This is a genomic window from Xenorhabdus griffiniae, from assembly GCF_037265215.1.
In the GTDB taxonomy this organism is placed as follows: domain Bacteria; phylum Pseudomonadota; class Gammaproteobacteria; order Enterobacterales; family Enterobacteriaceae; genus Xenorhabdus; species Xenorhabdus griffiniae.
The window spans coordinates 938,055-961,262 of the sequence record NZ_CP147737.1; the positions used below are offsets into that span (position 1 = coordinate 938,055).

Consider the following 23,208-nt stretch of genomic DNA (forward strand, 5'->3'; position numbering starts at 1 on the left):
ATATAATACGCCCAAAACCTGTTTGTTAACGAGAACGAGGATAATTCCATGGAAAATAATTTATTTAATAATCTTCTTAGTAGCGTAGAGGAGATGGTTGCGATCGAGAATGGTGATTTTGGCATGAAACAATCCGAATTTGCGGAAATGATAGGAGCAAGTGTTTCGTTGGTTCGGAGTTGGGAACAAAAGCGCCGTATTCCATCGGGAACGGCGCGTTTTTACCCCATCACATACATCCTTCAATTCATCACATTAAACAGTGATGATTGACGAGGTTATCTTAAATTTTCGTAATAAAACACACAGCATATATGACAGGAAAAAAGCCAGTAATGAATACACTATTATATAAATATATATATTTACGTAATAAAATTTCCTCAAAAAAAACTTGTGGATAAATTCATTATGTATCTCAACAACAAAAATATTGTGAACGAGATATATCCCCAGTATATTTTTGTTTATATCTTTTGTTATATTTGATATTTTACTTACATTTAAATTAACCAAGAATAAAAATAAGTATACGGAAGACACCTGAAGGAAAACATTATAAAATTTCCCATAAAAGAAGTTCATTCCTGTCCTGACTGAGATTAATGATAACAATATCAAGGAGATAATAGATAACACCAACAGCGTGATGTGGTTAAAAGAGAAAGTTTTTATTTTAGGGTTCGTCAGTCCTATATACCCGCCTATCAGAAAACTAAGAAGCCCTTGAACCTGGAATGGGAGTAAAATATTAAAGGGCACAATGGAAAAGTTATATTTATAGTCTGTCAATGCATTCAACAAGGTAAAATTAGAAATAATAAACATTATGATTATTATCTTTACCAGCCCCTTGGCATTTTCTAAATTAAATGCACTCCGTATTAATGGGGTTAGTATGTAAAGAGCAATTATTGCAAATATAAACCATAAATGCGTGGCATCGGATATAACATTGCTAACGTTAACATAATTTAAAAAGCTGACAGGGGGAATTGTTGTGAATTTACTAATAAAGTAATTATCATAGCAATAATAAAACACCAACCAAAACAATAATACAATGATAATTTTCTTTACTTTATTAATTGCATAAGCTGTTTGGTTTTCATGTTTGTTATTTAGCAAAAAATAACCACTGCACATAAAAAATAACGAAACACCCAACTGACCTGCTTGTCTGTACAAATACAAAATCACATCATTATCATGACGTAACAAAAAGAATAATGTGACGTGGGATACGACAACGAAAAATATGGCCATTATCTTTAATAAATCTATGGTTAGAATTCTCATTTAAAATCTCTCTTAAATTGATAACATGAAATTTGCAATTTTAGGTGCTATTTTTGCCATGCCTATTTTTGATGGATGCAATCCATCGGACACTGTACCTAAGCTATTGCTTGTCATGATATCTATATTTCCTTCATTAAAACCGGAGTTTTTCAATAAATCCAGATATGGAATAGAATATCTTTCGCAAACTTCCCTGCAAACATGGCAATAATCAGACAAATAGTATCCTTTCAAATTTTTTTCGTGCATTCCTCTTTTTATTGAAAGAGGCGTTGTAATGATGAACCCTATCCGTGATAACGGGTATTGCTTTGTTATTCCTGCCAGCAATAAATTCATGGCACCAATAAATGTTAATGGAGTTTTATCTTTACTGTCTCCTATTTCTATCCCGCCATGAGACCCAAAATCATAGCCAAAATCGTTAACCCCGCCCCATACGGTAATGATGTCTGGATTGCTTCCCATTTCTTTATATCTTAAACACATAGCAGAACTGTCATCTTTATCTTTTTGAGCTATACATGTTCCGCCAATACCGTAATTGACAAATTCTTTTAAGCCTAATATTTCAGTTACGATAGGTTGATACCACCCTCTTTCTGTTATGCTGTCGCCGAGTGAAAACCAAACTTGCCCTGCCAAATGAGATTGAATATAAGACATTTCTTTTCCTTTGTTTGTCCTGGAATGATAATCGGGGCATTTCTGGAGGTATCCTTCTTAGGAAAAAGGACATCCACATCACAGTATTTGCCCGCATTAAAGAAATTAAATTAACAGTTAAATTCGTAAAATATTGTGTGTAACCTATCATTTTGTAATTATTTATATACCAATTTAACTTCATGATGCGTGCCATGTCTCCCCGCTTCGCGGGGAGACATCACGTTTCATATATACCAATCTAACTTCATGATGCGTGTGATTTCTTCCCCGCTTCGGGGGAAGAAATCAGGTTTAATATCGTGTTGTAAATTGCAACTTGAAGTTTAATGCGTATAGATCAGAGGACGGGTTATTGGGTGTGCACAGTATTGTAGAAGCGCGAGGAGACATGGCACAGATTGCCGATAAAGCAGTCGTGTCACGTGAGGCGTTATATCGAACACGGCCACCTAAAGGTCAAAAACTTTGTGCAATATCAGTTTTCTCATATTGCGGCAATGATTTAATCTGGCCAGATACAATTTATCAAAACGAAGGCTGAGAATACCTATTCTCAGCCTCTTATTTATCAGAATACTTATTTCAACATATTATATTGTAAGGTTAAATTAGCTAAAAAATCCAATTGGTCATTTATCAACCCGGTTAAATATTTTTGATCAACTTTATTCCCTGATAAATGATGTAATTGAGTCGCGAATGCATTCCACGCTTGTACCAGTTTAACCGCCTCAGCAAGCATAATGGTGCGTTCTGCTTCGATTTGCATTACATCTTTTAAACCAGAAAGCCGTTGTTCCGTTTCTCGTAATGTCACTTTCAATGCATCAGATTCTTTTATCACTTGTTCGATTTGAACACTCAATTTCATTCTGGCATCGGCCAGATCGATATATTTCAATCCTTCAGAAACTTTACCTAATATTTTTCTGGCTATTTCAACACCTTGTTTTATAGCCTGTTTAATAGCCTCTTTTTTAGGTTGAGTAAAATCCAAACCATCAATATCACTGGCACTAGGGATAAAATCTTTAAACATATCCGCAATATTATTTTCACGGATCACATCCTGACTTTCGATAATTTTAGCCCGTTCAGCATCCAATTTATTTCTTTTTTCGGCTTTACTCTCAATATCACTCAGCAATTTTGCTTTCTGTGATTCCGTTTGTGTTAAAAGCTCCCCCAAACGCTCCGCAATCACCATATTGCGAATATCGTTGATTTTTCCATCCAGTTGCTTAGTGCTGTTACTGAAATTAACAATCACATGGTCAATATCTTGTGATAACTTTTGGATCAATTGATCACGTTCTGCCAACAAAGCTTGGCGATCATCGTCACTCACACCAGAAACTGCCAAAGCTTCATCGATTTGGTTGATTGTTTGGAAAGTCTCTCCCGCTGCAAGCTGACTAAGTATCGGCGTTAATTGCGACAACGAACGACGCACCAGTTCATCAAGGTCACGACTATAAAGCCTGATTCTTTCAACTTTTTCCCCGATAATTGCAATACCGGATGTTTGTCGTTGTGCCAAAAGCCAAATAGCATTTACCGCCTGACTCATAGCTTTGATATTAATTTCTGGATACAAAATTTCTTTTTTTAAGATAATATCTTCAAACATTTTAATATTCCTTTTTATTTTATCAATTCTTCTCAGAAAAAATTAATTATAGAGTTTTTTATATTCTGCCAATGCTTCATCAAAGGTCTTCACTAATTGCACAGCAGAGCCTTGGACTTCTTTCCAAGGGCTAATAACTTGCTTAAATGTTGCCACAAAAGAGGTCAGCTTCAATGCATCATTAATTTCAGCAAATTTATCTTTTGAAGACGTAATTTGCGTTAGCATTGTATTCCACATAAAACCTAAGTGATTTAAGGCAGATTCTGCATCTAACATACAAATATGAATATTGTAAAAATTCAGGGAAAGATTTTGAATGGCTGTTTGCAATGCACTTTTATTTTTCACTTGATCTTGCAATCCCTTAACTTCCTCGATCAGTTCATTTTTTCGTTTACGGGCTTTTTCTGCTTTATCACCAAAAATACCTCCCGTAATCGCCCAACCAATTATGCCTCCGGCGATGCCAGAAAATGCCAGACCAACGTATTTATCATAGTCTTTTTGAAGTTGTTCGATCTCTTTATTCTTCTCATCAATCTTATCTTGCAGATCTTTAATCGTTGCAGAAAGATTATTATCATCCATCAGTTTTTTCTTACTATTTACCTGTGGCTCTAATCCTTGTGCAATTTCGCCATTTGTTAATTTCCCACCAATTAAAGTGATCTTAAAATCGGTTACCGCATTTTTAACTTTCTGAGTATTTTCCTATTGCTTTTTAATATCTTTCTTCATGCTCTCAAGGATATTACCCAATTCAACAGCGATTTCTTTATCATCATTGGTATAAGTTATTTCTGCTAATTGCTTATCAGTTAAATCACCTAATTTTGTTTTGACTCGTTCAATAATCGGCATTTGTTCAATAACACTGATTATTTCTTCTCCAGTTTCGGTAATTTGCCGGCCGGCATTTTCCAGATCGATACTTTGCTGTTGGACGTTACTTTCTACATCACTCCAACTAAGTGCATGATCGTGAATTTCTTTAAACAGAGCGGTAATATTCGCGGGTTTCAAACCATCAATATCAATATCGTTATAACCGATATATTCCTTGACGCCCTGTAAAGTAAATGGAAGTTCCAAACTATGTTTAACATATAATTTGATATTAATGAGATCTTCTTTAGTAAAGATACCGCCTGGACGAACAACTCCTTCTATCTGGCTGGTTAACATTTTTAAGGTCACTGCGGGAACTTCTGTAACAGGTATATTATTTTCTGCTAAGCGTTGATTTAATGACATATCGTTCTCCATTCGTGTTGCAGGTTTAATTTAAAATTAATTTAACTTCTCATTTCCCCATCTGAAAACCCTTTTATTTCGATATAATTTGAATTCGAACACTTACATTAACCTTAATGTGAAAAGTTGATATTTTTATCGGTAAATTTACTTTAATTTATTCTTTTTATTTTGTTTATTCTTATTACATAAGCATCATAACAAAATCAAAATTTCATTTATTTATGATTGAATTAACTAAAATAATTGGATTAATGATTCATTATTAATATTTATTTTAGTGTGCTATATAATATATTGTTATTTTTCCTCCACTTCCATATAATAATATATATCCGTTATAAATAAAAACAACAGAAAAATATCCTAACCCAAAGCTAAATAGAAGCATTTCAATATAAAGCAATATAGTAAAAACAATCTATCTTTTACTTTTTTTAATACAGAGGAATAAACCAAACCTCCCTAAATAAAACAAAAAATATAATATCAGCACAAATAACATTATCTGAGAATATTTCAATTCAGGAAGCTAAACTAAAGATACAGTTTTGTATTCTATAATCGGTTATGAGCATGATCTAAACTTAACGGAATATGATTAATGATGTATATGTTATAAATAGCGTTTCAAAATGATAGGAGTATTCCTTATCCCGCGCGCCGCGCGGGATAAGGAACGCCAACATCTGATACTCTCAGTATGATGAAAACCTATTTAGAGCAGCTCTTTTGTCCATCGAAAAAACCACCTATCAAGGCTGTCTTTTAGTCACATCTCAAATTATGAGTAAATAGCCGTAATTTGATAAATATACTCAACTGATTTTAAAGGAAATATTTTTCAACACTGTCTCGATAAGTTTAAAATAATTATTATAAAAAACAGTAGGATACAAAGTTGTGTATAAGAGACAGCTTATCAAAGCGGTTTTTTCGTTTATCTCAGCCAAATAGCCATTATGCTTCTGGGAATTCATTTCTTTAATGATGGTGATATTCAATTAAAATATTTCGAAACTTTTCGAAATTAGTGATTTTACCAAGTGCACCAATAACGCTACCATCGTGATTAAAGATATCTAACAACGCATCGTAACTCTCAGCAAAACACGCCCTATCTACCCGATTTATTGCACTCAAAAACACCACATGTACTCGTTCATCTTTTCCCCAACGTATGCCTTTTGGACTGATGACTACAGCGATACAGGTTTTCACCGCATCCAGTTTGATCGAATGAGGTAACGCTAAAATGCCAAAAGCTGTCGAAGATGCATGTTCACGCTCATACACAGCGTTGATAAAATCAGCTTCAACATAGCCCTTCGCAAACATTTTCTGGCACACTATTTCGATAAGTTCATCCCGATTGCGAAAATTGGGATTAAAAAGAAAAAGTTCGGGATCAAAGAATAAATCAATATTTCGGATTAATGTGGCCCTTTTCCGGTTAGCATTGGCTATGTCAATTTTTTCCATCAATTCAGAATGCTTATCTCTTAAATGGAAAGGAGATATGTAGACAGTTTCACAATATCGTTCTGGAGAAAAATTTATTGTCGTAATCAATAACGCAAACTCTATACCTTCCAATTCAGCAGGCTGGGAAATAATCTTAATTAGATTTATTTCATCACCAAAATCACGTAGTAGCTGATGGTAAATTTTATTTTCAATTCCACGATAACTCGGACACAAGAGTACAGTTCTCACTTTAGTAATATTTCTTTTCTGCCGTTCAAACTCAGCCCCAACATGTAATGCAATAAAAGAAATTTCATCTTCATTTAATGTATTATCGAAATAGCTATTCAATTGCAAAGAGATGAAAATAGCAATATCAAAAACGATCCTACATTCCTTTTTGATTATTTCCAACATGGGATTTTTAGTATAGATTTTATGTTTCAGCCTTGTTTGTAATCCTGACAAGTGTAAGGATAGCAAAGAAATAAAATCATCAGAGGCTAAATCAATTAGGTAATTTTCTTGCACGGACTCAGCTAATTGCCGAGTCAGTTGGTAAAGTTTAGCGCCAACTAAATCAATGACTTCATTATCTATCTTATTAAGGTTTGTATTGGTTTTCAAAAAAAGATAGCAAGATCTTCTTTCATTTTCAGGAATAAGAATGCCAAAACAAAGTTGGAGTTTGTCGCATAACTCATCAGAGATCAATCTTAGATCACTATTTTCTCTAGGTAATGACTGATTCTCCAGATACCTGCCCTTTTTCAAGCGTTCTATCAGTATCAGGAAGTGTAAAATAAGATTGGTATACGAAAAGTCACTAAGATACAATTCCCATTTATCAAAAATGCTGGTCATTATTCCAACAACATCTTTAACTTGTTTTTCTTCAAATATTTTCTCCAATACTTTGGAGTCAATAAAACGATAGCTTGTTTGTTCAAAGATCGTGTAAGAAACTAATTTTCTTAAATCATGCTCTGTTCCTAATATTTCAATATGACTGTTTTTACATAAGAATTTCACGTTGAAGCGTTGAAATGATGCATTCATCTTGTATACTAATGCCTTTAACGTAGAATCACTTATACATAAATCATTACTGAGGTCATATATATTACTGCTTCTCTTAAATAACAAAATAGCTTTAATAATAAAGTGTGCTCTTTCTTGATACGTTTTAGGTAAACTGTTTTTCTGGCAATTTAACTGATTTACTATATTTTGCGATGATAAATTTTGTGACAACAAATATCCCTGCCGACTGGAAATAATAATTCTTCGCTCATAAAACCCATTAATTTCCGCAACATAATTTTTTACAGATCTTATTGACACAGCCAAAACTTGAGATAATTTTAATGCTGAAACAGGGGTCTTCTGGGTTAATAGGTAATTTAATAAATCTTTCAGTTTAATTCTTAGCATAACAATACCCATAAAGTTAAAAATAATTATTTTATACCCATCTAACTCCAAGATGCGTGTGATTTCATATAGTGTTGCAACTTGCAGTTTAATGCGTACATATTACTGTCAATATTTTTATTTAAAAATAAAAACCTGCCCTCTATGAGTGCAAATATTAATTTGAATATGCAAAAGAAATGGTAGAGAGTGTATCCACATCACAAAACAGCAATCAATGAACAAATCAATAAAAAGAGGATCACATGAAGAAGATATTTATTATGTTATGCTGCGGTGCAGGTATTTCTAGCGGAATGCTGGCAACCAGAACCCGCAATGCAGCAAAAGATAAGGCCATCCCTGTCACTGTTGAAGCCAGAAGTGAAAGTGAGGTTGCAGAGTATTTTTCTGTCATCGATATTTTATTCCTTGGGCCACACTATGCTTCACAGCAAAAAGAGTTTCAGAAACATGCCGACCGTTATCATATTCCTGTATTGGTAGTACCACAAGAAATCTATGGAAGATTAGATGGTAAAGCATTACTCGAGTTAGCCATAAATACCCTGAAAAACTAACTTAATTTTTTAAATTAAATTTCACCAGGGAATTTCAGAGGAAAAATTAAAGAGAGATACAAAATGCAAGCATTTATGTCTTGGTTATCTGACTCATTTGCACCTGCTATGCAAAATTTTACCAAACGGCCTTGGGTAGCTGCAATTTCTGGGGCAATGCAAAAAAATATTCCTTTTATCTTAGCTGGTTCACTTATCTTTTTTTATAACGTATTTCGTTCTTATTTTTTGTTTTTGCCCGATCTTGGCAAGATTGCCAATTATTCTTTCGGTATGCTCGGTTTAATTACGGCTTTTATGATTGCAAATCAAATGATGGAGAAGCTGTATCACTTTCGTTATACGCTCATTGCCGGACTTACTGCGATTTGTGTTTACATGATGTTCATTAAGCCAGAATTTACCGATGGCAATATGCTCGTCAGTTTTGATCGCTTTGGCCCAGCGGGGATATTATTAGGTATTGTCACTGGGATGTTTGTTTCTTATCTCTTTCATTTATATACCAAGTTAGGATTCTTGAAAGAGAGTTCTTTACCCGATTTCGTTGTCGGCTGGATACATGCGATTATTCCCATACTGATTTCCATTGGCTGTGGAACATTATTGGTCTTCACTTTTGATATTGATGTTTTTTCCAAATTGTTATCGTTCTTTTCTCCCATTGCTGCGTTCGGGCAAACCCTACCTGGCTTTATTCTTATGGCGCTAATTCCGGCAATAGCCATGTCTATGGGTATTTCTGTCTGGACATTCACCGGTCTGCAAATGCCAATCTTCATGCTTGGGATCACTGCCAATATTGCGCTGGTTGCTGCCGGTCACCCCCCCACCAATATTGTGACTTACGAAACCCTATTTACCGCCGCTTTAATCACCATGGGAGGAACGGGAGCAACGCTTGCCTTGAATCTTTTAATGCTGTTTTCAAAATCCAAGGAACTGAAAACAACAGGTTATATCTGTATCGGCCCTTCTTTTTTCAATATTAACGAACCGCTGGTATTTGGTACGCCAATCGTCCTTAATCCACTCTTAATGCTGCCAATGTGGATCAATGCAATTACCAGCCCAATTATCGTATGGATTTTCATGCGCTCAGATTGGCTGAACATACCTTCGAAAATGATTCAAGTTGGTCAGATACCAGCTCCATTTTCCAGCGTCATCATTACGGAAGATTGGCGAGCAATTATTTGCTATGCCGTGCTTATGGCCGTTTTCCTTATCACCTGGTATCCCTTCTTTAAGGTTTATGAAAAAAAACGTATTGAGGAAGAAAGTGCCAATACAAGTCAGCAAGATTGAATTGTTTAATTTCATCAGGAAGTTTAAAAATGAATAGTGAGGACAACATCTTAACCCCCGTTGCTCTGGAAATTATTCTCAATGCAGGTAATGCAAGAGAAAAAAGTGAAGAAGCCATTAAATATGCTCATATTGGCGATTTTAAGAATGCCTATTTATATCTGGAAAAAGCCAAAAAAATGATGCTCTCGGCTCACCATGCACAAACTGAAATTATTCAAAAAGAGACGCAAGGTGAAAGTTTTTATTTAGGCCTGCTGTTTATCCATGCTCAGGATACATTAATGACGATACGGAGCGAGCTTAATCTGCGAAAAGAGATAATTGGCCTTTATGAATTTATTCATAATATCACTAATAAAAGTCAATAAAGGAAAACACCATGATAAAAAATAATGATTTATTTCCAGAGAGTTTTCTTTGGGGCGCATCAACCAGTGCTTATCAGGTTGAAGGTGCCGCGGAAGAATACGGTAAAAAACTTTCACAACAAGATGTCATTAATAATAATCCAGGTTTTGCTGATACCCATATAACCAGTGATCATTACCATCGCTATAAAGAAGATATTGCGTTAATGAAAGAGCTTGGTTTGAAATCTTACCGCTTTTCTATTGCGTGGTCGCGTATTTTTCCAGATGGCATCGGAGAAGCTAATGTTCAAGGAGTGGAATTTTATCATAATCTTATCGATGAATTGTTGAGAAATGGAATAACACCGATTCCGACACTCTACCATTATGATATGCCTATGGCGCTGGTTGAAAAATATCATGGCTGGATTAATCGGCAAAGTGTTGCAGATTTTGCTTATTACGCAGAATTTGTAATCAAAGAATTTAGCAAGAAAGTCCAATATTGGTTAACCATCAATGAACAAAGTATTATTGTGCAATTCTGGACGAAAAAATGTCTGATCCCAGAGCACTATTTGCATGATGAACAAATCAAGTATCAGATCAACCATCATATGAATCTTGCCCATGCTATCGCCTGCAAATTGGTTCATCAATGGGTTCCCAATGGCTTGGTTGGCGCAGCCTTGGGGTATTCCGCTATTTATCCACTCACCAGCAAACCGGAAGATAATTTGGCGGCTCAAAATGCCAATGATCTGCGTAATTACTACTTCACAGATGTCTACCTGAAAGGGCACTATAATCAATCAGCCCTCATTTATCTAAAAAATCAGGGGTTGGCTCCGCATATTGAAGTCGGTGACATGGAATTGATTAAAGAAGGTTATTCTGATTTTCTGGCAATTAATTACTATTGTAGTCACGCCGCCGCCGCAGTGCCAAAAGGTGCTCAACGGCGAATGGATGGCTTTAATCCAACGGGCATTAAAGGGCAAATAGACGGACATGAAATTCAACCAGATTTCTATCAAATCCATAAAAACCCACATCTTGATACAACAGATTGGGATTGGGCAATTGATCCTATTGGATTGGAATATCTTTTGCGAGATTTGTATACCCGTTATCAGAAGCCATTGATGATCACAGAAAATGGCTTTGGTGCCGATGATAAATTAGAATCTGATGGTTCGATTCATGATGATTATCGCATTAACTATATTCAACAACATATTAATGCCATTAAGCGAGCAATGGATTATGGCGTTAAGGTAATTTCCTATAACCCGTGGAGTTTTATTGATCTGCTTTCCACCAGCAATGGCTATAAAAAAAGATATGGTTTTGTCTATGTTAATCGAACAGATAAAGATATTAAAGATCTCTCCCGCCATAAAAAAGACTCATTTTACTGGTATCAGAATGTTATTCAAACCCGTGGTAGCTCGCTAAAAAAATCCTGATCTTATTTCTATACCAATTCAACTTCAAGTTGCAGCTTGTAAATCAATGTGATTGTTTATATCTCCCCGCGTCGCGGGAGATATAAGACACATCTTGAAAAGCGATTGGTATATACCTAAGAAATTGCGAGTTGTGGCTGGAAAGATAAAGGATATACCAATCTAACTTCAAGATGCGTATATAAAAAGGTGATTTTTATGATTGAATATTCGGTGGTTGTTACTGCTCCTTCGGGGTTACATACACGGCCTTGTGCTCAACTCTGTAATTTTGTTAAAAATTACAGCGGTAAAATTGAAATTGTCAGGGGAGATAAAAGCGCAAATCTAAAAAGTATGTTTAAAGTGATGTCAATGGGAATCAAAAGTGGCATGGAAGTGATTATTCGGGTTGAAGGCGATAATGAGAAGGAGATGGCACAATCGGTTATTGAGTTTATTCTTAATATAACAGACTGAGCCATCTACTTTATTAATCCATTCAATTATGAACAAGGAGTATTTTGTGGTTTCTTTTGAGGAAATGGAGCATATGGCACATTGCCTAATATCCCCGACTCAATTAAATAAATATATTAAATATGGTCACGTAGGTGCCGTTATTCAAAGTAAATCTGGTCATATTTATACTGGTATTAATATTGATACAGCTTGCTCTATGGGATTTTGTGCAGAGCACTGTGCCATCGCTGAGATGATAAAGCGAGGTGAAACACAGATAATCAGGATTATTGCTGTTAACCGGCATGGCAATATCATTCCTCCCTGTGGCCGTTGCCGAGAGTTTATCAGCCAGATAAATCCAGAAAATATCCATGCAGAAGTAAAAGTCTCTCAAGAAAAGATTTTATCTCTTAGTGAACTATTACCTTTTGACTGGAAGAAGCAGTCCTGGTGATTACTTAAAACTGCCCGATTAACGATTCGGGCAGTTCATATTTCAGGTAATCAAAGAAACGTTATTGTGCGGAAACTGATTCCATCCCCACTAATCCCACTTTGAGATAACCCGCTTTGCGTAGGGAATCCATGACACTCATCAGGGTTTCATAATCCACGGTTTTATCAGCCTGAAAGAAAATTGTTGTGTCTTTGTTGGATTGCGTGGTTTGATCCAATACCAAAGACAAGTTATTACGATCAACCGCCTGCTCTCCCACATACAACTGCTTATCTGCTTTTACCGTTAAAAATACCGGTTTTTCTGGTCGTGGTTGCGGCTTAGCGGTTGATGCTGGCAAATCAACTTTAATATCTACCGTTGCCAATGGCGCTGCTACCATGAAAATAATCAATAGCACTAACATCACGTCAATAAACGGCGTAACGTTAATTTCATGCAGTTCGCCGTTATCGTCCAAATCTTCATTAAGACGTATTGCCATAATTTATTACCTTGCTTCTGCTTTTTCTGTTTTGCTTTCAGCCAGATCAAGATCACGTCCCAGCAACAGGATTGCCTTAGCGGCCATATCTCCCACCTGACCACGGTATGACGAAATAACGCGGGCAAAGACGTTATAAATCACAACCGCAGGGATCGCTGCTACCAGCCCCAATGCGGTCGCTAACAGTGCTTCCGCAATCCCTGGTGCAACAACGGCCAGGTTAGTCGTTTGTGAATGCGCAATGCCGATAAAACTGTTCATGATCCCCCAAACAGTACCAAACAGCCCCACAAACGGAGAAATTGCGCCAATGGTCGCCAGATAACCGTTACCACGCCCCATATGGCGGCTAATGGCGGCAACGGCACGTTCCATACGGAACGAAGTTCGCTCTTTGGTTCCAACCTTGTCAATACTGTCAACAGACAGAGCACGCTCAGACTGTGCTTCACTCAACAACAGACGACTGATGCTGCGATTGCCAAAATCTGCTGCAATTTTCACTGCTTCATCCAGATTGGCTACGTCGGCCAAAGCCAATTGCTCTTTACACAAACGACGGCGAGCCATTAAGAGTTCTGTACCTTTGGAGAAAAACAGCGCCCATGTGATGACAGAAGCGATCACCAGTCCCACCATAACAGTTTTTACTACCGCATCTGCGTTTTGATACATACCCCAAACAGACAGATCCGTTGCGAAACCACCAGACTGGTTGCCAGAAACTTCTTTAATGGGTGCCACAACGGTTTCTTCTGCCGTCACCGCTACATTTTCCGTGGTATCTGCCGTCACGGTTTGTGCATCTGGGGTTGATGGTGCATCAGTTGTTGGTTCAGCCGCTTGCAGAGCTGGGGAAGATGCTGGTGTTACCTGAGCAGCAGCCTGATTTTCTGACGTGGCTGGTGTTGTATCAGCCCATGCTGAACTTGTTAATCCGAGTGCCAATAGAATAGAAGCTGTCAAATTACGCATCAGTTAGCCTTACTCTCTTTCTTATAGATTCTGTTACTTAGCAGTGAATCACGTTTACTCATCTTGCTAATCCTAATATTTCCTGAGTCACAGCTCACTTTTTGACCACACATCTCCGACCTCTTGCAGCTTGATAACGGCACTGCAAAGTGAAGATACTGGTTTCATTTGAGCCCTGATCCATGCCTCTTACCTCGAAAGAGGAAAAAGTCCGCTACAAATGATATCAGACATTTGTCGATTTGATAGTAATTATCATTACTATTTAATAAAAAAGTCTCACTTAATGATGCGCCTTCATTAATCAATCCTGATTGACCACACCAGCTCACCTTGAATTTTCGTCAAGTTGTTCGAATCTCTTTGGTAAAACGCGCCCAAATCTTTTAACTTGCTCATCATTATTTAAACGATTCTATTTATACCCATCTCACTTCAAGATGCGTGTGATTTCTCCCAGCTTCGCGGGGAGAAATCAGGTTTCATATCGTGTTGTAAATTGCAACTTGAAGTTTAATGCGTATAGATACAGGCAGGAAATAACTTGGGGAACGATGCCATGACAGAAAAAAAACTAGAAACCTTATTGGTTAGTGCAGGGAGACAAAAAAGATATACGCAAAGTGCCGTTAATCCCCTGATTCAACGCACTTCATCTGTCATTTTCGATACCGTTGAAGATTTAAAGCAAGCCTTGAAGAACCGTGCCAAAGGTGAATTATTTTATGGACGCCGTGGCACTTTGACTCACTTTTCTTTCCAGGCAGCGATGGCTGAACTGGAAGGCGGCGCTGGCTGTGCTCTTTATCCTTCCGGTACGGCAGCGATTACCCATTCAATTCTGGCATTTGTGGCAACCGGTGATCATGTTTTAATGACAGGTACGGCCTATGAACCTACACAGGAATTTTGCCAGCATGTGCTGAAAAAAATGGGGGTTTCCACCGATTATTTTAACCCCATGATCGGAGAAAATATTGCTTCGCTGATTCAGCCTAATACCAAAGTTATCTTTCTTGAATCACCCGGCTCTCTGACGATGGAAGTGCAAGATATTCCTGCTATCGTGCGTGCGATTCGACAAGTCAATGCTGAGATTGTGATTATCATTGATAATACATGGGCGGCTGGCGTACTGTTTAAGGCTCTGGAGTTTGGCATCGATATTTCCATCCAATCCGCCACCAAATATATTATTGGTCATTCAGACGGGATGCTGGGTACAGCGGTCGCTAATGCGCGATGTTGGGATCAACTTAGGGAAGGATCTTATCTGCTAGGGCAAATTGCCGATCCCGATACAGTGTATATGGCAAACCGAGGGTTACGCACCTTAGCCATTCGTTTAAAACAACACGAAGAAAACAGTATCAAAATCGCCAAATGGCTTGCTCAGCGGCCGGAAGTTGCCGAAGTTTATCACCCTGCCTTACCTTCTTGCCCAGGGCATCAGTTCTTTCAGCGTGATTTCACTGGCTCCTGTGGGCTATTTTCTTTTCTCCTGAATACCCAGCTTACACACCAACAATTTGCAGATTATCTCGATAACCTGAATCATTTTAAGATGGCCTTTTCGTGGGGAGGTTTTGAGTCATTGATTTTAGGCATTCAACCAGAAATGCTGCAACGGCTACGTCAATACCCTTCACCACCAAAAACCGGCACTTTATTCCGTCTCCATATTGGGCTGGAAAATCCACAAGACTTGATTGATGATTTGGAAGCCGGTTTTGCTCGTTTGGCCATTCGTTAAGTTCCACCTTCCAATTGTGGCTATCTCTTTCCTTTTGCAGATAGCCACGGTTTCCCCTGATGCTGAATCAAATCCCCTCCTTTCATCATTTTGCGGTACACTGAAGCAGATCTGTTTGTTAATTATTTTACTCGCAAAAGTCACAGGATAAACAATGGAAACGTTAAGCGAGATCGTACATGCACTCTGGCATCATGATTTTAATCAACTTGCCAATCCAGACGTCATCTGGGTTATTTATGGCGTCCTCTTTGTCACGCTAGTGCTGGAAAATGGCCTACTGCCAGCCGCCTTTTTGCCCGGCGATACTCTGTTGGTGCTTTCCGGTGCTTTAATTGCCAAAGGTGTCATGAGTTTCATTCCCACGGTAGTTCTGCTAACCATCGCAGCAAGCCTGGGTTGTTGGCTGGGTTATTTACAGGGGCGCTGGCTCGGCCATACCCGTATTGTCAAAAACTGGCTAGCTCAACTTCCTTTGCAATATCGCCAACGTGCCAATGTCTTATTCTCTAAACACGGTCTGTCTGCCTTGCTTATCGGACGCTTTTTAGCGTTTGTTCGTACTCTCCTGCCAACATTTGCCGGTATTTCTGGCCTAAATAATAAACGCTTTCAATTTTTTAACTGGTTAAGTGGCTTCTTATGGGTCATTATTATCGTGGGTTTTGGCTATATCTTGAACCAAATCCCTTTCGTTAAAGCACATCAAGATATGGTCATGAATATTTTGGTAATTTTGCCTGTCATTCTGTTGATCAGCGGGTTATCCGCTTCTGTACTGATGTATTGGCGTCATAAGAGAGGAACAGCAAAGAAAAAAAAATAACGGGCTTATCGTCTTAACACGATCGCAAAAAACCACTATTTTTTCTATTTACTTGATTTTCTATTTACTTGACTATCATCTTACTGGATTATCAACTCAATAATTGAACAACCAGAGTCCATTCCAACAGGTACTGTTACTACCCACTATTTAAGCTGTGCTCAAATTTAACATGCTGAATAACTTCCCCTGAATGGGATGGACAACCTCATTAACCAACCCACATCGAAATTAGGTTTAGGCGTAAAAGGAGGTAATAATGGGTCAGCAGACAATTATTAAACTCGCTGATGGAAATCACATGCCACAATTGGGGCTTGGTGTTTGGAAAGCGAGTAATGAACAGGTTGTTAAGTCTATCCATACTGCATTGGAAGTCGGTTATCGCTCCATTGATACAGCAGCAATTTTTCATAACGAAGCCGGGGTGGGAAAAGCTTTAAAGGAAACTGATATCCCACGCGAAGAAATTTTCATCACCACCAAACTTTGGAATGATCGCCACCTGGATGCACGTGCAGCATTGCAAGAAAGCCTGGATAAACTACAGTTAGATTATGTTGATCTCTATCTCATTCAGTGGCCAGTGCCCGAACAAGATCACTATGTTGATGCATGGAAGCAACTGATTGAGCTGAAAGAAACTGGCCTGACTCACAGTATTGGAGTATGTAATTTTCATATCGAGCATTTACAAAAAATAATACAGGAAACGGGGGTAGCTCCCGTCATCAACCAAATCGAATTGCACCCTTTACTGCAACAGCGACAACTTCATTCATGGAATGCCACCCATCACATTACAACTGAGTCTTGGAGCCCGTTGTCACGGGGTGGAAAAGGTGTTTTTAATTCGCCACTGGTTGAACGTCTGGCGCTTAAATACGGCAAAACTCCAGCGCAGATTGTGATTCGTTGGCACCTTGAATGCGGCATGATTGCCATTCCTAAATCTATTACACCTTCTCGTATTAAAGAAAATTTTGCTGTATTCGATTTCAGACTGGAAAAAGAAGACTTAACAGCCATGGCTGAACTGGAGATCGGGAAGCGGATAGGCCCAAATCCCGATACTTATAACCAATTTTAGTTAGCAGGCTCCCCCTCCATCGATTCATCTACCCACTCCAACAGACCTGAACGCTGTTCTTCCGCAGGGTTCAGGTCATCTACCTCTGATTGACATCCTCCCCGCCCTAAAGGACGGGGATTCCTACAGCGTTCAGACCGAAGCCTGACTCACCTCGGTGGGTTCCTGCTTCAACGGGCGGTCTGACTGCACCATCCCTCCACAGGCAAGTACGGCATGTCCTGCCGCTAAAATATTACGTGCGGCGTTTACATCCGCGTTCGCGCTGTAGCCGCATACCTGACACACGAATTGACTTTGCGTCTGACGGTTTTCTTTCGCCGTATGACCACAGCAGGCACACCGCTGGCTGGTGTATGCCGGAGGTATCGCCACTACCTGACCACCGCGCCAGAGCTGCTTGTACTCAAGCTGACGGCGCATTTCATGCCAGCCTTGATCCCGTATCGAGCGGTTCAAGCCTGATTTGCCTCTGACGTTTCTTCCGTGCTTCTCTGCCGTGCCTTTTGCCGATTTCGACATGTTACTGACCTTCAAGTCTTCAATGACGATCATCGCGTGGTTTTTGCTGATTTCACTGGTGACTTTGTGAAGGTAGTCGCGCCGGATATTGGCAATGTGCGAGTGCAAACACTGGATTTTCCGTTTTTGTTTCTGCCAGTTTGCGCTGAATTTTACTTTGCGACTCAACTGCCGCTGGAGTGTTGCCAGCTTACGTTGGTTTGCTTTGAAGCTGCTTACTGGCTGATATACCGTGCCATCTGAAAGCGTGGCAAGTTTTGTTACTCCGGCATCCAGTCCGACCATGGATTCTGCATTGTGAGCAGGGTCAGTCACTTCGTATTCAGTCTGGATACTGACGTACCATTTGCCGCATGACTGGCTGACCGTGACGTTTTTCACTTCGCCAATGACTTCACGGCTGTTGCGATAGCGTATCCACCCTAACTTTGGCAACGAGATTCGACTGTTGGGCTGATCGAGCTTCACGCCCTGCGGGTAGCGGAATGAGTCATGTTGACCACGTTTTTTGAAGCGGGGGAATGCAGCCCGCTTCTGGAAGAAATTTTTGTAGCCGCGCTCCAGATCTTTCAGTGACTGCTGCAACGGTTGCGAGGGAGATTCTTTCAGCCATTGTGTTTCAGGTACGGATTTCCACTCAATCAGCCATGAAGCCATTTTGGTGTAGGGGAGATATTTATTCCCTGCTTCATGGTTCTCATTCTGGAGTGCCAGTGCACGGTTAAAAACGAAGCGACAAGCCCCTGCGAAGCGTCGCATATCGCGCTCCTGCTGACCATTTGGTCTTAACTGGAATTTGAAGGCTTGAAGTCGTTTCATGACTATCATTATACTTTGGTCTATGACAAAAGAAACTGATATTCGACGCGGAAGACACGGTGTTTTCCTGATGCACGTCCACTTGGTATTCGTCGCCAAGTATCGACGAAAGATATTCGATCTGGATGCCATCGAAAAGCTACGCAGCTACTTTAGCAGCGTATGTGCTGATTTTGGTGTTGAACTGGTTGAAATGGACGGCGAATACGACCACGTGCATTTGCTGATCAACTACCCGCCAAAGCTCGCAGTATCGAATCTGGTCAACAGTCTTAAAGGCGTTTCCAGCAGGCTGCTTCGGCGTGACCGTCCAGATATTGCTCTACGCTATTACTACAAAGGCGTTCTGTGGACACCGAGCTATTTTGCAAGTAGTTGCGGAGGTGCGCCGATCTCGATCATCCGGCAATACATCGAGCAGCAGAAAACACCAGGTTAGTCGGAAAACCGCGCCTTATATCCCCGCCCTGAAGAGGGTGTCGTAAAAGGGGGGAGGTCATTTTTGCAACGCGTTAAGTTGAGATCCTCTCCCATTTTTCAGTGCCTGTTATTTGAACCAATAACAGGCTGAAAATCATCCATAATATCAGAGCCACTGCTCTTGATAAGTTATAGGCCATCGCATGCAGGGTAAATTCCAGCTTTACCGCTGATAATCCTCTACGCCGAAAGCGCTCCAGTCCCTGAATTCCCCGCAAAGCTGAAAATACCGGTTCTACTCTGCGCTTTCGTTGACTCAATATCCGTTTTGACTCAGGGTTAGCCATATGCAAACGCAGTTCATCCCGCTTTTCATCTTCCCGATAGCGTTTTATTTTTCTTCCACCTTTGGCCCGTGTACATTGGGTTTTTTGCCGGCATTGAGTGCCATTGGCACTGCCATAGACCCGATAACCTCGCGCTTTTTCTGACGCGGCCACGGTGCTTTTCAACGATAATGAATGATGGGCCGGGCAGAGATAAGTGTCTTTCTCAGCATCATAGATAAATAACGATTTGGGGGAGATTTTTCGGGGGCTCTGCCGGGTTGAATTTTCAGAGCAAAACAGCGGGATCTGATATTTTTGTGCCTCAGCCATCACCGCGTCATGGAAATAACCGGCATCCAACAACAATTTGTCCGGATGATATCCCGATAAATTGAAATTCTGCACCAATAAATCCGCCATTACCCGTGTCTCACTGGATGGATCTACGGTTTGGGCGACGATAATACGTCCTGTGTTGACTAAAACAGACGGTTTATAGGCTGTTGAAAATCCCTTTCCCCGCTTGAGTTTCTGGACGACAGCGTCTGGCTCTGTGGGATTAATACGTAACTGGCTACCATCTTTCCCCTTTTTTGCCCGGTTTTCTTGCCGGCGTCGTAATACTTCTGTGCCCTGTTCCAATTGCTGAAGACGTTTCTCTGTCTGCCCCGTGGCAGGCGCTGCACTGAGGGTCTTTTTTTCGCGGGAAATGGCTGCCTGAGTCAAAAGATGATAATGAGAACACATGGCCTCAATCACTGTCCCGTCACCCGCCAGACACGAAATACCGGATTGACTGCGGCGCAAAACAGATAAGGTCAGCTCTTTAAAAAACATCCCCGTCAGGACAGTTTGATGCTGATAAATGAAACGTCCAAGACTGGCATGATCAGGGGTAATTCCCTGACTGACCCAAATACAGCCCAAATCTAAACGCGCCAAGCGTTCAAGTGCTCTGAGCGAACGCTGTCCTTTCATGATCCCATAAAGCAGGCTCCCCATCATGGCGCGGGGAGAATAAGGAGCCCTGCCTGTTGAAGCATAATGACGTTCGAAAGGTCCCCAGTCTTGTTCATCCAGGATCTCCGCGACAATAAGTGCACTGTGTTCTCCCATTTGCTTGAGATAATCCCCAAGGGAAAGAGAGCCATCCAATACAGGTAAATGCTGCGCTTTGACAAATTGACGTTGGGTGTGAACAGACGATTCCAGTTTTCGGGTGAATAAGGTCATAAAAGATCGGCGCCTAAAGGAAGAGCGCCGATCTTAATGGATAACATGAGCTTTTACGACACCCTCTGAAGGACGGGGTTTTACGGCGCACCTGATAAAACACTATAATTTATCAACAAAATCAAAAAAATTAATAATAACTATGTTTACTATTTATGTATAAATCATGTTCTAGACTTACTTCACGTCGCTAAATAACAGGCATATTAAATTGATAATTGAAACACGCAGCATGTTTATGACGTGTTCAATCTATCTACTTACATCAATGTTTCAAACAAAAACTTAAGGAAATGATAATGGTTTACGTAGTTATTTCTTTATTAATGCTTATCCCTTTTTTCTTCACTTTAAAATGGTTCCTGCTGTCACACCGGATCCACCACAATGCAGCGGGGATTTTACTTGCAATCGCTGCGATGGCCTTTCATATGTATATCTTTCGTTTTAACAATATTCCGATTGTACATATTAATGTTGCCCATCAGCCGATTGTGTTTTATGGCGCAGTAATGATTACACTTCTACACGGCGTACTCTATTCTATTTGTTTCAAGCGGTATTATGGAAAGGACATTGATAACAAGGAAAGCCATCCGCACAATAACCAACGGTAATGTGACTTACCGTTGGTTGTCATCATCTTGTGCTTTGCTTTCTGCTTCATCAGAAGGTTTAGTATTGGCAGTCAGCAGATAAGGGGATTGTTGCCAGCGACTAGGAGACAGTTTCAGCAAATTATGAGCCAGAATAAAACCAATCGCCAAAGATAGCAGGAGCATTACCCTAAGTAAGTTCGTTGTGTTATCGACCTGTTTTGCCTCGGTTGCCAAGCGATGCGTATCCAGTGTCAGGCGAAGAAAACCTTTCGGATGATTTTTTCCTGGTATCGGCACAACAATTTGTTGGTTAAAATAACTACTGGATTTTTTACCTTCCAGCGATAATCGTTCACGAACAGAAATCGGCTCACCACTTCGTGCTATCTGTGTGCCATTCTCCAAATAGACGCTGGCATCCAAAATTCGGCTATTGCTGGTCAAGTAATCTAAGTTGGCGACAATCTTCCTATTATTAAGATCTTTGCTACCATTCTCCATATAATCAGACAAGCTGAATGCAACCTGTTTTGCTAATGTTTTCGCCAGATCTTCAAATTGATCCATATGCGCCTGTTGTTGAGAACGGCTGAAATAGGAAACTCCCTGCATCAGCAGTACAAGCAGTGCTATACAGACTAATATAATCGCCGTCTTGTGCAGTCTAATTTTTAGCTTGGCTTTTATCATAGTTATCTCATCCCATGTTCAGAAAGCACATGTTGCCAGATGCGGTAATGATAGGATAGTTTGAAAAGCGTTTTTTGCCTGCACCAAATTATATGGAATTACAGGAGTCAATGTTCATGTCTAATAATCTGGCCTATCGTTACTTACCGGATGAGATCCATAAATGGCCCGGATTACCCCTATCCCTCAGTGGTGATGAAGTCATGCCACTGGATTATCGGGCAGGAGATAGCGGCTGGTTGCTGTATGGACGTGGTTTGAATAAACAGCGTATCAGCGAGTTCCAGCACCGATTGGGCGCTGCCATTGTGGTGGTTTCTTCATGGCGGATCGATGATTATCAGGTTGTCCGTATTGCCGGTAGCCTCTCACCTCGCATAAAACGGCAGGCAGATGAATGCCGTTTGGATGTCGTTCCCTTGGGGCAGATCCCTCGTCTCCGCTCACCTGGCTTATTGGTGATGGATATGGATTCTACGGCTATCCAGATTGAATGCATTGATGAAATTGCCCGCCTGGCCGGGGTTGGTGATAAAGTGGCGGAAATCACCGAACGGGCGATGCAAGGCGAGCTGGATTTTTCAGAAAGTCTGCGCGAGCGAGTTGCTCAGTTGGCAGGCGCCGATGCATCAATCTTGCAGCAAGTGATGGAAACACTTCCGCTAATGCCAGGGTTAACCAGCCTGGTTCGCAAGTTACAATCATTGGATTGGCATGTCGCGATTGCCTCCGGTGGTTTTACTTTCTTTGCCGATAATCTTCGACAGCAGCTACGCCTTTTTGACGCAGTCGCCAATCAACTGGAGATAAAAAATGGCAAGCTGACCGGTAAAGTCAAAGGGCCGATCGTCGATGCAAAATACAAGGCAACCACGCTAATAAGATTGGCAAAAGCACTGGATATTCCTCTGAGCCAGACCGTCGCGATTGGGGATGGAGCCAATGATCTGAAAATGATCCGTAAGGCAGGATTGGGGATCGCCTATCATGCTAAGCCAAAAGTTTACACCCAGGCTAAAGTTGCTATCCGCCATGCAGATTTAATGGGCGTTCTGTGTGTGTTGAGTGGTGGTTTGAAACACGAAGAACGCTAGCAAAAGCGATTATATTGAGGA

The 23,208-nt window shown here is 40.1% G+C and carries 22 protein-coding genes and 1 pseudogene; 13 read left to right on the forward strand and 10 right to left on the reverse strand.

Annotation, left to right across the window (positions count from 1 at the left end; all coding sequences use genetic code 11):
• Positions 1 to 48: 48 nt before the first annotated feature.
• Positions 49 to 273 (forward strand): helix-turn-helix domain-containing protein, encoded by a 225-nt coding sequence (locus WDV75_RS04110; protein WP_273559165.1) that lies wholly within the window; start codon positions 49 to 51, stop codon positions 271 to 273.
• Here the strand turns inward: WDV75_RS04110 and WDV75_RS04115 are convergent.
• From WDV75_RS04115 to WDV75_RS04140, 5 genes and pseudogenes are all read right to left on the reverse strand, one after another.
• The gene (locus WDV75_RS04115) at positions 256 to 1,299 is read right to left on the reverse strand and encodes an acyltransferase (RefSeq protein WP_273559167.1); all 1,044 of its coding nucleotides are present in this window, start codon (positions 1,297 to 1,299) and stop codon (positions 256 to 258) included. The genes WDV75_RS04110 and WDV75_RS04115 overlap by 18 nt on opposite strands.
• Positions 1,300 to 1,311: 12 nt before the next feature.
• Entirely contained in the window at positions 1,312 to 1,968 is a 657-nt protein-coding gene (locus tag WDV75_RS04120) for an SGNH/GDSL hydrolase family protein (RefSeq protein WP_273559168.1), read from the reverse strand.
• Between the two features lie 580 nt (positions 1,969 to 2,548).
• Positions 2,549 to 3,601: an alpha-xenorhabdolysin family binary toxin subunit B gene (locus WDV75_RS04130; RefSeq protein WP_273559170.1), complete on the reverse strand. Its 1,053-nt coding sequence runs from the start codon at positions 3,599 to 3,601 to the stop codon at positions 2,549 to 2,551.
• A gap of 42 nt (positions 3,602 to 3,643) precedes the next feature.
• Positions 3,644 to 4,870: pseudogene (locus WDV75_RS04135) on the reverse strand (alpha-xenorhabdolysin family binary toxin subunit A).
• 972 nt (positions 4,871 to 5,842) lie between these two features.
• Positions 5,843 to 7,759: a BglG family transcription antiterminator gene (locus WDV75_RS04140; RefSeq protein ID WP_273559172.1), complete on the reverse strand. Its 1,917-nt coding sequence runs from the start codon at positions 7,757 to 7,759 to the stop codon at positions 5,843 to 5,845.
• A 245-nt stretch (positions 7,760 to 8,004) separates the two neighbouring features.
• On the opposite strand from WDV75_RS04140, the gene WDV75_RS04145 reads away from it, so the two are divergent.
• From WDV75_RS04145 to WDV75_RS04170, 6 genes are all read left to right on the forward strand, one after another.
• Positions 8,005 to 8,319: a PTS sugar transporter subunit IIB gene (locus WDV75_RS04145; protein ID WP_189761261.1), complete on the forward strand. Its 315-nt coding sequence runs from the start codon at positions 8,005 to 8,007 to the stop codon at positions 8,317 to 8,319.
• Positions 8,320 to 8,382: 63 nt separating this feature from the next.
• Complete coding sequence (locus WDV75_RS04150) at positions 8,383 to 9,627, forward strand: PTS transporter subunit EIIC (protein WP_273559175.1); 1,245 nt, start codon at positions 8,383 to 8,385, stop codon at positions 9,625 to 9,627.
• A gap of 29 nt (positions 9,628 to 9,656) precedes the next feature.
• Positions 9,657 to 9,998: a PTS lactose/cellobiose transporter subunit IIA gene (locus tag WDV75_RS04155; protein ID WP_273559177.1), complete on the forward strand. Its 342-nt coding sequence runs from the start codon at positions 9,657 to 9,659 to the stop codon at positions 9,996 to 9,998.
• A gap of 11 nt (positions 9,999 to 10,009) precedes the next feature.
• Positions 10,010 to 11,449, forward strand: coding sequence for a glycoside hydrolase family 1 protein (locus WDV75_RS04160; protein WP_273559179.1), 1,440 nt, complete (start codon positions 10,010 to 10,012; stop codon positions 11,447 to 11,449).
• A gap of 198 nt (positions 11,450 to 11,647) precedes the next feature.
• The gene (locus WDV75_RS04165; protein ID WP_273559181.1) at positions 11,648 to 11,908 is read left to right on the forward strand and encodes an HPr family phosphocarrier protein; all 261 of its coding nucleotides are present in this window, start codon (positions 11,648 to 11,650) and stop codon (positions 11,906 to 11,908) included.
• A gap of 46 nt (positions 11,909 to 11,954) precedes the next feature.
• Positions 11,955 to 12,347, forward strand: coding sequence for a cytidine deaminase family protein (locus WDV75_RS04170; protein WP_273559183.1), 393 nt, complete (start codon positions 11,955 to 11,957; stop codon positions 12,345 to 12,347).
• 61 nt (positions 12,348 to 12,408) lie between these two features.
• Here WDV75_RS04170 and exbD read toward each other — a convergent pair whose 3' ends face one another.
• Together exbD and exbB are read right to left on the reverse strand one after the other, a co-directional pair.
• Entirely contained in the window at positions 12,409 to 12,834 is a 426-nt protein-coding gene (exbD, locus tag WDV75_RS04175) for a TonB system transport protein ExbD (protein WP_189758347.1), read from the reverse strand.
• Between the two features lie 6 nt (positions 12,835 to 12,840).
• Positions 12,841 to 13,812: a tonB-system energizer ExbB gene (gene exbB, locus WDV75_RS04180; protein WP_273559186.1), complete on the reverse strand. Its 972-nt coding sequence runs from the start codon at positions 13,810 to 13,812 to the stop codon at positions 12,841 to 12,843.
• Positions 13,813 to 14,371: 559 nt separating this feature from the next.
• Between exbB and metC the strand changes: the two genes are divergently transcribed.
• The 3 genes from metC (at position 14,372) to dkgA (ending at position 17,481) form a co-directional block, all read left to right on the forward strand.
• A complete protein-coding gene (gene metC, locus WDV75_RS04185; RefSeq protein ID WP_273559188.1) occupies positions 14,372 to 15,565 on the forward strand; it encodes a cystathionine beta-lyase in 1,194 nt (397 codons plus the stop codon).
• A 154-nt stretch (positions 15,566 to 15,719) separates the two neighbouring features.
• The gene (locus tag WDV75_RS04190; RefSeq protein WP_189758344.1) at positions 15,720 to 16,391 is read left to right on the forward strand and encodes a DedA family protein; all 672 of its coding nucleotides are present in this window, start codon (positions 15,720 to 15,722) and stop codon (positions 16,389 to 16,391) included.
• Between the two features lie 259 nt (positions 16,392 to 16,650).
• A complete protein-coding gene (gene dkgA, locus WDV75_RS04195) occupies positions 16,651 to 17,481 on the forward strand; it encodes a 2,5-didehydrogluconate reductase DkgA (protein ID WP_273559189.1) in 831 nt (276 codons plus the stop codon).
• Between the two features lie 132 nt (positions 17,482 to 17,613).
• Here the strand turns inward: dkgA and WDV75_RS04200 are convergent, their stop codons facing one another.
• Positions 17,614 to 18,822, reverse strand: a complete 1,209-nt coding sequence (locus tag WDV75_RS04200) for a transposase (protein WP_338860734.1) — start codon at positions 18,820 to 18,822, stop codon at positions 17,614 to 17,616.
• 22 nt (positions 18,823 to 18,844) lie between these two features.
• Between WDV75_RS04200 and tnpA the strand changes: the two genes are divergently transcribed.
• The gene (gene tnpA / locus WDV75_RS04205; RefSeq protein WP_338861193.1) at positions 18,845 to 19,261 is read left to right on the forward strand and encodes an IS200/IS605 family transposase; all 417 of its coding nucleotides are present in this window, start codon (positions 18,845 to 18,847) and stop codon (positions 19,259 to 19,261) included.
• 73 nt (positions 19,262 to 19,334) lie between these two features.
• On the opposite strand, the gene WDV75_RS04210 is transcribed toward tnpA, so the two are convergent.
• Complete coding sequence (locus WDV75_RS04210; RefSeq protein ID WP_338860736.1) at positions 19,335 to 20,804, reverse strand: transposase; 1,470 nt, start codon at positions 20,802 to 20,804, stop codon at positions 19,335 to 19,337.
• A gap of 299 nt (positions 20,805 to 21,103) precedes the next feature.
• On the opposite strand from WDV75_RS04210, the gene WDV75_RS04215 reads away from it, so the two are divergent.
• A complete protein-coding gene (locus WDV75_RS04215) occupies positions 21,104 to 21,421 on the forward strand; it encodes a hypothetical protein (protein WP_189758342.1) in 318 nt (105 codons plus the stop codon).
• A 6-nt stretch (positions 21,422 to 21,427) separates the two neighbouring features.
• On the opposite strand, the gene WDV75_RS04220 is transcribed toward WDV75_RS04215, so the two are convergent.
• Complete coding sequence (locus WDV75_RS04220; RefSeq protein ID WP_273558041.1) at positions 21,428 to 22,093, reverse strand: YtjB family periplasmic protein; 666 nt, start codon at positions 22,091 to 22,093, stop codon at positions 21,428 to 21,430.
• A gap of 116 nt (positions 22,094 to 22,209) precedes the next feature.
• On the opposite strand from WDV75_RS04220, the gene serB reads away from it, so the two are divergent.
• Entirely contained in the window at positions 22,210 to 23,187 is a 978-nt protein-coding gene (gene serB, locus WDV75_RS04225) for a phosphoserine phosphatase (protein WP_189758340.1), read from the forward strand.
• The last annotated feature ends 21 nt before the right edge of the window (positions 23,188 to 23,208 follow it).